12 protein-coding genes and 1 other RNA gene are annotated in these 12,024 nt (G+C 41.9%); 8 read left to right on the top strand and 5 right to left on the bottom strand.

Features of this window, described 5'->3' with window-relative positions:
• Positions 1-6: 6 nt before the first annotated feature.
• The 3 genes from ACLOAU_RS01470 to ACLOAU_RS01480 all read left to right on the top strand — a co-directional run bounded on the left by ACLOAU_RS01470 (position 7) and on the right by ACLOAU_RS01480 (position 2,389).
• Positions 7-486, top strand: a complete 480-nt coding sequence (locus ACLOAU_RS01470; protein WP_427860048.1) for a carboxymuconolactone decarboxylase family protein — start codon at positions 7-9, stop codon at positions 484-486.
• A gap of 327 nt (positions 487-813) precedes the next feature.
• Complete coding sequence (locus ACLOAU_RS01475) at positions 814-1,155, top strand: YciI family protein (RefSeq protein ID WP_427860049.1); 342 nt, start codon at positions 814-816, stop codon at positions 1,153-1,155.
• Position 1,156: 1 nt separating this feature from the next.
• Complete coding sequence (locus tag ACLOAU_RS01480; protein ID WP_427860050.1) at positions 1,157-2,389, top strand: RNA polymerase sigma factor; 1,233 nt, start codon at positions 1,157-1,159, stop codon at positions 2,387-2,389.
• A gap of 9 nt (positions 2,390-2,398) precedes the next feature.
• Here the strand turns inward: ACLOAU_RS01480 and ACLOAU_RS01485 are convergent, their stop codons facing one another.
• The 5 genes from ACLOAU_RS01485 to ACLOAU_RS01505 form a co-directional block, all read right to left on the bottom strand.
• Positions 2,399-3,289 carry a TIGR01777 family oxidoreductase gene (locus ACLOAU_RS01485; RefSeq protein WP_427860051.1) on the bottom strand — a complete coding sequence of 297 codons (891 nt, stop codon included), beginning with the start codon at positions 3,287-3,289 and terminating at the stop codon, positions 2,399-2,401.
• Between the two features lie 490 nt (positions 3,290-3,779).
• Positions 3,780-4,163: a hypothetical protein gene (locus tag ACLOAU_RS01490; protein WP_427860053.1), complete on the bottom strand. Its 384-nt coding sequence runs from the start codon at positions 4,161-4,163 to the stop codon at positions 3,780-3,782.
• Between the two features lies 1 nt (position 4,164).
• Positions 4,165-4,530, bottom strand: coding sequence for a hypothetical protein (locus tag ACLOAU_RS01495; RefSeq protein ID WP_427860054.1), 366 nt, complete (start codon positions 4,528-4,530; stop codon positions 4,165-4,167).
• Positions 4,531-4,532: 2 nt separating this feature from the next.
• Positions 4,533-5,042, bottom strand: a complete 510-nt coding sequence (locus ACLOAU_RS01500) for a GbsR/MarR family transcriptional regulator (protein WP_427860055.1) — start codon at positions 5,040-5,042, stop codon at positions 4,533-4,535.
• 180 nt (positions 5,043-5,222) lie between these two features.
• Positions 5,223-6,740 carry a cellulase family glycosylhydrolase gene (locus tag ACLOAU_RS01505; protein ID WP_427860056.1) on the bottom strand — a complete coding sequence of 506 codons (1,518 nt, stop codon included), beginning with the start codon at positions 6,738-6,740 and terminating at the stop codon, positions 5,223-5,225.
• Positions 6,741-6,780: 40 nt separating this feature from the next.
• On the opposite strand from ACLOAU_RS01505, the gene ACLOAU_RS01510 reads away from it, so the two are divergent.
• The 5 genes from ACLOAU_RS01510 to rnpB all read left to right on the top strand — a co-directional run bounded on the left by ACLOAU_RS01510 (position 6,781) and on the right by rnpB (position 12,024).
• The gene (locus ACLOAU_RS01510) at positions 6,781-7,854 is read left to right on the top strand and encodes a polyprenyl synthetase family protein (protein WP_427860057.1); all 1,074 of its coding nucleotides are present in this window, start codon (positions 6,781-6,783) and stop codon (positions 7,852-7,854) included.
• 65 nt (positions 7,855-7,919) lie between these two features.
• A complete protein-coding gene (locus tag ACLOAU_RS01515; RefSeq protein WP_427860058.1) occupies positions 7,920-9,620 on the top strand; it encodes an amino acid permease in 1,701 nt (566 codons plus the stop codon).
• Between the two features lie 319 nt (positions 9,621-9,939).
• Positions 9,940-10,965, top strand: coding sequence for a Smr/MutS family protein (locus ACLOAU_RS01520; protein ID WP_427860059.1), 1,026 nt, complete (start codon positions 9,940-9,942; stop codon positions 10,963-10,965).
• A gap of 46 nt (positions 10,966-11,011) precedes the next feature.
• Positions 11,012-11,527, top strand: coding sequence for a hypothetical protein (locus ACLOAU_RS01525; protein WP_427860060.1), 516 nt, complete (start codon positions 11,012-11,014; stop codon positions 11,525-11,527).
• Positions 11,528-11,630: 103 nt separating this feature from the next.
• Positions 11,631-12,024: RNase P RNA component class A (rnpB, locus tag ACLOAU_RS01530), an RNA gene on the top strand.

A 12,024-nucleotide genomic window follows, 5' to 3' on the forward strand; every position in this document is an offset into this window, starting at 1 on the left:
AGAAACATGGAACAGAGATTAAACTTTTTTCAGAAAGGGAACGCGGCTATGCGTTCATTATACGGGGTAGCAGGTCATCTGGCCAAAACTACTATCGATAAAAATATCTTGCACCTTATTTATTACCGGGTATCGCAGATTAACGGTTGTGCATTTTGTTTAGATATGCATTCCAAAGACCTGCTGGCTGCCGGCGAATCAGTACAGCGTTTACTGGTGTTAGATGCGTGGAGGGAAGCGCCGTTTTATTCTGATAAAGAAAGAGCAGCCCTGGCCTGGGCAGAAGCGCTGACAAGGTTAAATGAGACGCTGGTGCCGGATGATATTTACAACGAAGCAGCTGGCCAGTTTTCTGAAGAGGAGCTGATAGACCTAACACTGGCGGTAACTACTATCAATACCTATAATCGTTTTAATATTGCATTTGGCGCGGCTGTGGGTACTTATCAGGTAGGACAATTTTCGCAGAAACAAGAGGCTGCGTAACCTTTTTAAGCGCTGAATATCTTTAGCCGCGAAGAAATGAGGACGCGAAGGTTACGCGGAGATATAGTTCAGGTCTGGTAAAGTAAAACATAGAGTATGTAATACAAACTACTCCGCGCTAACTCTGTTTCTCTTTTCTCTGCGATAGATCTCTTAACCGCGAAGAAACGAGGGCGCGAAGGTTCGGCAGAGGAGGTGTCCAGTTATGATGAAGTCTGGAGTGTATATTACATGTAGTCACTCCGCGTTAACTCTGTCTCTCTTGTTCTCAGCGGTTAATAAGATGACTCAAAAATTACCATTATCTAAAAATTTAAACTTTTAACAATGACTGACTTTTTATTTATATTCCGCAGAGATGAAAATGAAATACCCAAACTCTCTCCCGAAGAAATGCAGGCTGATACGCAAAAATGGATCGATTGGATCAGCGGTATTGCGGCGCAGGGCAAGCTTAATAACCGTGGCAACCGCTTAGAAAGAACCGGCAAGGTAGTAAGGGCTAATGGTATGGTTACCGATGGACCTTTTATGGAATTAAAGGAAGCCATTGGCGGTTATATCGTGGTGACAACGGAAACGATCGATGAAGCGGTAGAACTGGCAAAGGGTTGCCCGGTATATGGCTATGGCGGTAATGTAGAAGTAAGGGCCATTAAAACTTTATAAGTTGCAGCAGGATCTGATACCTCATTTATTCAGAACAGAGTACAGGAAGATGGTAGCGGTACTCTGTTCTCTTTTTGGTCTACAGCATATAGAGACAGCTGAGGATATCGTCAGCGATACCTTTTTATCTGCCACCGAATTATGGGGTTTAAAAGGAGTTCCCGAAAATCCGGTTGCTTGGTTGTATACAGTGGCCAAAAACAAAACAAGGAATCACCTGAAGCGGGGCGCAATCTTCGATCAGAAAGTAAGCGGGGAGCTGCAATCCAATGAAAGGCTTTCTGAAGAGGTAGAGTTGGACCTGTCGGATAAAAATATCAACGATAGCCAACTGGCTATGATGTTTGCGATATGCCATCCCGCTGTTAATACCGAAGCACAGGTGGCTCTTTCGTTAAACCTGCTTTGCGGTTTCGGAGTGCAGGAAATTGCTGATGCTTTTCTCACCAATAAAGAAGTGATTTATAAGCGTATTCAAAGAGCCAAGGAAAAACTAAGGCAGGAAAATGTACCGATCGCTTATCCTATAGTCACTGAAATTGGAGACAGGATGGATGCCGTGTTGTCCACACTTTATTTATTATTTAATGAAGGATATTATTCCTTTTCGCAGAACAACGTACTAAGAAAAGAATTGTGCTGGGAAGCTATGCGGCTTTGCCACTTACTCGTAGTTAATGAAGTGGCCAATACGCCCTCAGCCAATGCGTTACTGTCATTAATGTGCTTTCATGCTTCAAGGTTTGAAGCCCGTTTAAATGAGCAGGGCGAATTAATTCTGTATAAAGACCAGGATACCGCCCTTTGGGACCCCGCGCTGATTGAAAGAGGACGATTTTATCTTAAAACGGCTTTTACAGGTAATGAAATCAGCAAGTATCACTTAGAAGCGGCTATAGCCAGCTGGCATACCATAAAAGAGGACGTTGCACAAAAATGGCAAACGGTGCTTCAGTTATATGATCAGTTGTTATTGATGGACTATTCACCTATGGCTGCATTAAACCGCGTGTATGTTTTTTCCAAAGTTCATGGCAAAGAGCTGGCCATCAGGGAAGCTACATCTCTTGCGGTACCTCAGAACCATTTTTACTTCACCTTATTAGGCAAACTTTACGAAGGCATTGATAATGAGATGGCCTTAAACCATTTTAATAACGCACTCACCCTAACCAGCGCAGATGCAGAAAAGCAGGTGATTCAGGCACATATCAGGAGCCTGCAATCACTGTAGCAACCAGGATTACTTTTTATAGATCTCATGCAATGCGGAATTGATATCGGGATACCTGAACCGGTAACCTGCATCAAGCAGCTTACGCGGCAGCACCCACCTGCTTTTGAGTAGGAGTTCCGTCTCTGTTCCTATCAGAATAGCTCCGGCTTTTAATAACAGAGTAGGAGAGGGCAGGTGTAGCAATGGCCTGAGAATTTTCCTGATGGTACTCATAAATATTTGGTTAGTGACAGGATAGGGGGCCGAACAATTATAGACGCCTGTCAATGTTTGATTTTCCATTAAAAATAGCAGGATCTGGTAGAGGTCTTCAATATGTATCCAGCTGAACATTTGTTTCCCGCTACCTTGTTTTCCGCCTAACCCAAATCTTACAAGGTTGGTAAACGGTTTCATAACGCCGCCGGTTCTTCCCAGTACAATAGCAATACGCAAGGCTATTTTCCTAATACCAGGATGTTCTTTTTCAAAAAATGCCTTTTCCCAGGTTCGGGCCACTGCTACAGAGAATCCTGAACCGACTTCACCGGTTTCTTCATCCATTGGCCGGTCTTCGGCATGCCGGTAAATAGTGGCGGTGCTTGAGTTAATCCAGAGCACGGGCGGCCTTTTGCATTGATCAGCTATCTGCTGCAACTTTTGGGTAGTATGCACCCTTGAATCAAGTATCGCCTTTTTGTTTTTTGCAGTATACCTGCAGTTAACGCTTTTGCCTGCCAGGTTAACCAATACTGCAGCACCTTCAAGGGCGTTCAAAAGTGATGCATCGTCCTTCCAGCTTACATGATTGGCCTCTCTTGAAATGATTACTACCTCGTAGCCGGCATCAGCAAACTTTTTTTGAAAGTAGCTGCCTATAAAACCAGTGCCGCCGGCTATTACTATTTTAGGTTTCATAAATCAGGTTCGCATTAAATGATTTTTCTAAATAGATGTATAATATAGGGTGTTAGTCCCATAGTTAACAATACGACAACAATATACCGGTATTCCTTTTCGGGAGAATTTATATACAAGGACCAGATTAAATGCGAGGTGTTTAGCGCAAAAAGACCCCCGCAAATGCACCCGATTGTTGCCATTTTTCCGAATGAAAGATGGTACTTCGATTTGGCGATCATAAGTATTACTATGATCAGGAAAAATCCTGTATATAAACTCAACATCAGGTAGACGGGCAAGTAAAAAGAAGTCTGCTTTGAAAAGAATATATCTCACAACTATTATTGAAATACCAACACAGGAAATAGTCACTCACGGTAAACAGAATGGCCCCAATAACATTGATCAAAATCATAATGGCTATAAACGCCCCCAATCTCTTTAAGGATTTTGATATCATGTCGGCCGCGTTCTAAGGATTTGTTAGTAACTACTATGGAAAATTTTACGCTTTAAGGGGCACCTGCGTAATCATCCTCTTTTCCCTTGCCACTCTTTTACCTCTAAAGAACAGGTACATATTCAGGAATAGCATAATGCCGAGATAAATACTAAATCCACCTACTTTCATACTGAGTATTTCAATAGCTCCCTGCGTACTAAGCTTCTCTGCTGCTATCTTTAAAATGTACAAAGCAAATCCAAGGTTCATCAGGTAAAAACCGATCTTAAACAAAGTGTTGGTGGCTTTAGCGATCTCTTCGCGACCATTGAAGATATCTTTCATATATACAATACTATTTTTAAAAAGTTGATGTGCCACATAATAGGTAAGTAGTATTACGATGGGCAGGTACACGAGATAGGCGGTTACAATTAAATTTTCCATTTTATGATGTTTTAGGTGTGATAAATGTAGATTTTTTGGAAAGTGTATAGATAATAAAAAGGTTACAGTAGTGCGTTGCGGCCAATATCAATATCAGGATACCTGTTTTATTCGCGATTGAAGCGATTAGTTGGCCTGTGTTGGTAACCTGTTCCCAGAAACTGAACTGGATAACAGCATATCCGATATTAAAAAGATAATACGCTACCAGTATAATATTATTGGTAGTATCTGCCAGAGAAGTGTTGTTGTTGAATAATCGAATGATAAATACCCTGCCGCTCCGGTGAAACAATCTACCTACCCATATAATGATGTATATAGTGATGGCTGCGTAAATGGTATAGCAGAGTATATTATAGTTCATGACTACATAATTACTTTCAGTAATTTCAGCAGTAATTCTCCCCGGTTCGATTCAAACACCTTGTCCGCCATAGTGCTGATTTGGTCGGTGAAGGATTGTATTTCACCTACCATTTTATTAAACTCTTTTCCCTCGGCTGTTTTGTCGCCCCTGGTGTCGTTTTTCAGATCCTTTAAAATAGCGAGTACAGGGTTGATTTCTTTTTGCTTACGCATCATGGCAATACGCATAGCCCATTTCCACACATCCTTCTCTGCAACAAAAAATTCCTTTCTTTCTCCCGCCACTACTTTTTTATAAATAATACCATAGTCCATCAGCTGGCGCAAACTCATATTGGCATTCCCTCGCGATATTTTTAATGCCTCCATAATATCGTCTGTTGATAAAGCGGTATCGGATACCAGCAGTAATGCCTGTACCTGTGCTACCGATTTATTAATACCCCAATCGCTGCCCAATGCTCCCCAGGTGTCAATAAATTTTTGTTTGGATTGTTTCACTGCATTCATGTTGGCTGTTTTATAATGTAAAGGTATTGTAAACTTATTAAACTTTCAGTATTTATTGAAAATAAAATAAATTATACTTTTCCCCGTCATTATAACGTCGAAGTGAATTATGTGCTTATTTCAAGTGAAAGAAGCCCGTTTAATTTTATAATGAAAGAAATAAAGCAAAATCTGCAGCCATCAAAACCTTATTTCTTCAAGCTTGATATTAGAAAGTGTAACAGGAGCCAGGCCATTTTTGCCCAAAGAAAAAACGAGATTGGTTTTGGCATCCGTACTGGCGGCTGTAAAAACGTACTGGTAATTTTCTTCGTTTTTCGTAATGCCGAATTGCTTACTTCCGTAAACCAGCCAGGGCGTACTGCTCTGTTGAAATGCCAGGGAGATATTTCGGTTGCTGTCAGAAGCGGCATTGAAGGTGAGCCGATAGGTTTTTCCGGTTTCTATAGATGTATTGGCACGTATCAGCTGTATATACCAGGTTTGTGTTCCTGCTGATGCAATGGTAATAACGGCCTTGCCATTTGTTATGCCCAGGGTAGAAGATGCCGATGCATCGTTGTTATAAAGTCTCCATCCATCTGCCTGCGGATTCAAAAAGTTACTGGTGTAAAGGTTTATAAAAGTAACAGGTGTGGGAGCCGCCATTGCATCGGACGTAAGTGCGTTTACCAACCCGGTATTGTAAGTGTTTTTAGCCGGATCGTAAATGCCAAATCCTGAATTAAATTCCCAATAGTTCCAGCTGAACTGTTGTTGCTCAAAATAACGGGCCATAAAACGCGTCCATTTAATGCGCGAATCCATGTCCGCAGTACTGTAAGCACCAAACTCGCCAACATTGATGGGAATATTTTTTGTTTTGGCAAACTCGATGGCCGCTTTAAAATCGTCTTTTACTTCCTGCCGGTCCAGTTCTGTATCTCTCCAACGGGTACCCAGCCATGCGTTGGCGCCTGTTACCCAGCTGGCACCCTGGTGGGTAAAATGAAAGGGATTATAATAATGGATCGTAAGTATTAAGTGCTGATCCTGCGGAACCGATACTTTACCCAGGGCACTTACGCCGCCCCATTCTGCAAGTCCCAGCAGCACGGTCCTTTTAGGATTGGTTTCTCGTATGGTTTGCAGCGCTTCTGCAAAAAAAGTGTTCCATCTGCTGGCATCCAAATTTCCATGCGGCTCATTCAATACTTCAAACAAAAGGCTGTCGGGGTAGTTTTTAAAAACAGCCGCTATTTGTTTCCATTGGGCTAAAAACACCGGTTTTAACTCATCGGGGCGTGCATACAGGCTGTCGTGGTGGTGCATATTAATAATAACATGCAGTTTGTTCTTGAGCGCGTCATCTACAGCTGATTTGATTTTATTCAAGAAAGTATTGCTGATTGTATAGGGAGCGGTGAATTGTGCCCGCTCCGGCATTTCCCAGCGTATAGGCAGCCGCACGCTGGTAAACCCTTTAGCTGCAATTTTTTCAAAATCAGCTGGTGTACTTTCCTTTTTATCCCAACTCGATTCCCAGGTATTGCCTAAATTGATGCCGCAGCCGAGTCGTTGATTGATGATTGCTGCAGATGCAAACTCAGCGCCTGGTTGCGGAGGTTTTTCAGGTGTCTGAGCTATTGCATTTTTATTACAGGCATAACCACATACAATCAGGGGTAACAAATAAAAAACGGCAAATACTTTTTTCATGTTGGGAGGGCGTTGTTGAGTTGTAATTTAAACCGTTTTGATGAAAATTTTCAGTATTGTTATAGTTTCCGGTACTGCTTTTCCGTCGTGCCAACGTCCGGTTGTAAAAACAACACTTATTCGCCCTTATTTTCTCTATTTTTGGCCCATGCAATCATTTGAGGACTTATCAAAGAAATTTTCAGCACATTTCAACCGTTCCCATTTCCCGGAACAGCCTGCCAGTTTGTACGAGCCTAATAATTATTTTCTTTCCCTGGGAGGGAAGCGTTTCCGGCCGGTTTTATGCCTGATGGCAAACGAATTATTAGGAGAAATACATCCGGATGCCTGGCATCTGGCCACCGCTATTGAGTTGTTCCATAATTTCACGTTGATCCATGATGATATAATGGACAAAGCGCCGTTGCGACGCGGCCAGCCAACTGTTCACAGTAAATATAATGAGCCTACAGCCATCCTGGCCGGCGATGTAATGTTGGTAAAGGCTTACGACTATATCAATAAACTATCGCCAGAATTCATTCCGCGTATCCTTAACCTTTTCAATAAAACGGCTACAGAAGTATGCGAAGGACAGCAATATGATATGGATTTTGAATTACGCGATAATGTGTCTTACGAAGAATACCTGCACATGATTACCCTTAAAACATCGGTTTTGCTCGCTGCCAGCCTGCAAATGGGCGGTATATTAGGGGGCGGTAGCCTGGGTAACCTGGCTTTATTGTACGAAGCCGGCAAAAAGATCGGGCTGGCCTTCCAGATGCAGGATGATTACCTCGATGCCTTTGGTGATCCTGAGAAGTTTGGCAAGCAACCGGGCGGAGATATTCTTTCCAACAAAAAAACCTTCCTGCTCATTCAGGCGCTGGAAGTGGCCAATGCTGCTCAGAGGCAAGAGTTGCAGGAATTGTTAAACGGGAATGCCGCTGATAAAGTAGCCCGGGTATTGCAATTATACCGGGACTGTAAAATAGACGAATGGGCGATCGCTCAAAAAGATCTGTTTCTCAATGACGCTTTGGGTTATATTGAAGAAATTGCCGTACTGGCTAAACGTAAGCAACCGCTGAAAGACCTGGCATTGTTGCTGGTGAAGCGTGATTATTAAAAGTTCAATTTAAGGTGAAGTTTTTTTAACTTCAAACCTAAAACCAAAAACTTTAAAGCATAACAATGTCTATACTGCGAAAAAAGAAAATAGAGAATATATTAAAAGATGCGGCGGAAGGTTACGGTGATGGACATGATGCCGGATTGAAAAAAATACTGGGCGTAAAGGATCTTACTTTTTTGGGCATTGCAGCGGTAGTGGGCGCCGGTATTTTTTCTACCATCGGCGGCGCTGCTTTTAATGGAGGACCAGGCGTTTCTGTACTTTTTATTATCACGGCTATTACCTGTGGTTTCTCTGCGCTTTGTTATGCCGAATTTGCCAGCAGGGTGCCGGTTTCAGGTAGTGCGTATACCTATTCTTATGTGAGTTTTGGCGAAGTAGTGGCATGGATCATCGGCTGGGCCCTGATCCTGGAGTATGCCATTGGTAATATTGTAGTAGCCATCTCCTGGAGTGGTTATTTTAATAACCTGCTGGAACATGTGTTTAATATTCATCTGCCAGACTGGATGCTGGTGGACCCGCAAACTGCAGTACAAGCCTTTAATAAGGCTACTTCCGAACTGCAGCAAAACGCGGCCAATCTATCTCCTAAAGATATTGCGAGCTATCAGTTTGCCATTAAAGCGTACAATGAAGCGCCACGTTTTGCAGGTTCGCCTGTGTTTTTTAACCTGCCTGCTTTTATCATAGTTTGCCTGGTTACCTGGCTGGCCTATATAGGCATTAAAGAGAGTAAACAATCTGCCAATTATATGGTGATCTTTAAGATTGCTGTGATCATTTTTGTAATTGTAGCGGGTGCTTTTTTTGTAGATACTAATAACTGGACACCCTTCATGCCTAATGGTTTTGAAGGAGTTTTGAAAGGGGTTTCGGCTGTGTTTTATGCCTATATTGGTTTTGATGCTATTTCTACTACTGCAGAAGAATGTAAAAATCCCCAGCGGGATTTGCCGCGTAGTATGATCTACTCCCTGGTTATATGTACGGTGCTTTACATCGCCATAGCTTTAATATTAACGGGAATCGAAAGCTATAGCAGCTTCGAAGGTGTAGATGATCCGCTGGCTTTTGTATTTGAAAAGCGTGCGCCCTGGATTGAAAAGATCATTTCGGTAAGCGCTGTCGTGGCAACTACATCGGTGTTGCTGGTGTTCCAGATCGGTCAGCCCCGTATCTGGATGAGCATGAGCCGCGATGGTTTGCTGCCCAAAGTATTTCAAAAAATTCATCCTAAATACCAAACGCCTTCCTTTTCAACCATTATTACCGGCGTAATTGTAGGTGCGGGGGCTTTGTTCCTGCAGAGCGGCCTGGTAACAGACCTTACCAGTATCGGTACCCTGTTTGCCTTTATATTGGTATGCGGAGGCGTGCTTTTGTTACCACCTATTGCTAAAGAGCCGGGAAAGTTTAAGATTCCTTACATCAACGGCAGGATCATTATTCCCGCATTGTATGTTTTGTTTGTATACCTGTTCAGAGACCGCTTAACCAGTGCTGTAGCAAACATTGGCGCAGAAGCTTACCAGGAAATTTTGTTCCTGGTGTATCTTTTAATTGCTTTAATTATTACTGTTAAAACAATTCAGAAACAATATTCATTAATACCTGTCATGGGGGTATTAACCTGCATGTACCTGCTAATAGAAATTCCGGCCATCAGCTGGGCATGGTTTTTTGTGTGGATGGCTTTGGGGCTGGCAATCTACTTTTTATACGGATACCGGCATAGCAAACTGGCGGCAGAGAAATAAACTGTTTCAAAATGTAAACTTTGCCAGATTTGCTTCGTAGCGCTAGAATGTTAGCTCTACTGTTTATTACAGGAAGCCGCATAGCGGCGGTATATCAATAGAATAATTGTTTTGATCATTGGTTTAAGCCGCATAGCGGCGGCATATCAAAATTGGCTGGCCACATATTAGCTGCCCGTACCGTTCCGATCGCTATTCTGTAAATCCTGTTTATTGTTGTAATTTTGCCAGATGAAACGAAGCATGTTAAGATTTCTTTTAGATAAAGAGTGCTAGTGCGTAGTTCTGTCAGACCATTAAAAAAATAAAAAATTTACTGATGAAATATCAGGTAGGAGATAAAGTATTAGTGCTTCATTCAGACGAAGAGGGAGAGATTGTGGAATTTATCAATAAGAATATGGCGATGATTGAAGTGCGGGGCGTTAAGTTTCCCGTGCACCTCGACCAGGTTGATTTTCCTTATTACAAACGCTTTACACAAAAGAAGAAAGATAATCCGCAACCCGCATCCAAAAAATATGTGGATGATATCCGGAAAGAAAAAACAGCAAAGGAGGACCGTATAGAGAATGGCGTTTGGCTGAATTTTTTACCGGTAATGGATACGGATGAATTTGGCGATGAATACGTAGAAAAGCTGAAAGTATACCTGGTGAATAATAGCAAAGCAGTTTATAAATTTGATTATAAGCTAACATTCTTCGGCGAAGCGGACTTTGAACTTAAGAACAGCATCCAGCCTTTTGAGAATTTCTACATCCATGATGTCGATTTTTCTGATATGAGTGATAGCCCTGCTTTTGAGTTCGATTTTTCACTACCAGTGGCCGAAAAGGGCAAAGCAGACCATTTTGAGAGTGTGGTTAAACTAAAACCCAAACAAACATTTAATCGAATAGAAGAGTTGAAGAAGAAAAATGAAGCTTCTTTTTCGTACCTGTTATTAGATAAATACCCGGATAAAGCTCCGGAAGAAATAAAGCTGCCGCTGGATAAGCTGGCCAGTAAGGGCTTCAAAATTTATAGCGCTAAAGAAGCACGTAAACATTTGGAGCCGGCCCGTAGCGTGGTCGATCTGCATATCGAAAAACTTGCCGATAACCATGAGCGAATGAATAATTTTGAAATGCTGACCTTGCAATTAAAAACCTTTGAAAAGTTTTACGACCTGGCAGTGGCTCATATGCAGCCCACATTGGTGGTCATTCATGGAGTAGGCACAGGAAAGTTAAGGGACGAGATTCATGATGCATTGAGATTAAAGAAAGAGGTAAGCTATTTCGTCAATCAATACGATTCCCGTTACGGGTATGGTGCCACCGAGATATTTTTTAAATATTAGTTGCGTTGTTATTTTAAAGCACGTTCAATAAGTAAAACATTGTTTTATGAAATATTGGATGGCTTTTACTGTAAGCTTATTGTTTTTAATACAGTCATGTAAAAAGGAGCGCTTTTACAGCAGCGATGCATTTTATCGGAGTTATAAGACCTGGCTCGATTTTAAAGCGGCTAACAACGACAGTTATTCATATACACAAACCTGGAGTTCCTGGACGGGTTTCTCTTCTTCCATGGTAGTGCAGGTCAATAATGGGAAGGTTACTGGCAGAACTTATAAAAGTATGATCCCGGATGAACAGGATAGAACTAAAATAAAACTATACGCGGAGTGGACAGAAAACAAGGAAACACTGAATACCCATAAAGGTTATAATGCTTCTTTAACACTGGACGAAATATATGATAAGGCTAAACATGTGTGGCTACGCATGGATAAAGATGAAAACCTTATTTTTTTTGAGGCTAAGAATGGGGGCATGATTTCAACATGCGGCTACTTTCCCAAAAACTGCGCTGACGATTGCTTTACAGGTGTTACAATAACTGAAATAAAAAACTAGTTACAGTTTAGAGATGCCATATATTCAACCGCACAAGTGAGTGACACAATACCGCTGATTGATGCAGTTCAGCTGGCTAACAAATAAAAACTATCTTTGCACAGTTACAAGCCGGGTTATCGCCTTTTTTAAAGGGAGGAAAGTCCGGACAGCACAGGGCAGCACACCGGTGAATAGCCGGGCTTCGCGTAAAGCGGGGATAGAAAGTGCCACAGAAAATAACTACCTGTTTTTTTACGGGAAAAGGTGAAAATGTGAGGTAAAAGCTCACGGGAATATTTAGTAATAAGTATTTTGGGTAAACCTTGTGTGCTGAAATGCCATGTAAACCCCGATCTTTTGCCGGCCCGGCAAAATGTTGCAAAACTATCGGGGAGGGTAGGCAGATTGATTCTGTAGGGTAACTTACAGAACAGATAAATGATAACCACCTTGTCATACTGAGCCTGGCGAAGTATGATGAAGTACAGAATCCGGCTTACAGGCTTGTAACTTTT

The sequence above is a fragment of the Paraniabella aurantiaca genome (genome assembly GCF_050309965.1).
GTDB lineage: Bacteria > Bacteroidota > Bacteroidia > Chitinophagales > Chitinophagaceae > Niabella.

Excerpts from the sequence above, each read along its gene's own strand:
- ACLOAU_RS01475 (WP_427860049.1), top strand. The coding sequence starts at position 814 with ATGACTGACTTTTTATTTATATTCCGCAGAGATGAAAATGAAATACCC.
- ACLOAU_RS01515 (WP_427860058.1), top strand. The coding sequence starts at position 7,920 with ATGTCTATACTGCGAAAAAAGAAAATAGAGAATATATTAAAAGATGCG.
- ACLOAU_RS01485 (WP_427860051.1), bottom strand. The coding sequence starts at position 3,289 with ATGAAACCTAAAATAGTAATAGCCGGCGGCACTGGTTTTATAGGCAGC.
- ACLOAU_RS01525 (WP_427860060.1), top strand. The coding sequence starts at position 11,012 with ATGAAATATTGGATGGCTTTTACTGTAAGCTTATTGTTTTTAATACAG.
- ACLOAU_RS01490 (WP_427860053.1), bottom strand. The coding sequence starts at position 4,163 with ATGGAAAATTTAATTGTAACCGCCTATCTCGTGTACCTGCCCATCGTA.
- ACLOAU_RS01510 (WP_427860057.1), top strand. The coding sequence starts at position 6,781 with ATGAAAATTTTCAGTATTGTTATAGTTTCCGGTACTGCTTTTCCGTCG.
- ACLOAU_RS01520 (WP_427860059.1), top strand. The coding sequence starts at position 9,940 with ATGAAATATCAGGTAGGAGATAAAGTATTAGTGCTTCATTCAGACGAA.
- ACLOAU_RS01500 (WP_427860055.1), bottom strand. The coding sequence starts at position 5,042 with ATGAATGCAGTGAAACAATCCAAACAAAAATTTATTGACACCTGGGGA.
- ACLOAU_RS01505 (WP_427860056.1), bottom strand. The coding sequence starts at position 6,740 with ATGAAAAAAGTATTTGCCGTTTTTTATTTGTTACCCCTGATTGTATGT.
- ACLOAU_RS01495 (WP_427860054.1), bottom strand. The coding sequence starts at position 4,530 with ATGAACTATAATATACTCTGCTATACCATTTACGCAGCCATCACTATA.
- ACLOAU_RS01470 (WP_427860048.1), top strand. The coding sequence starts at position 7 with ATGGAACAGAGATTAAACTTTTTTCAGAAAGGGAACGCGGCTATGCGT.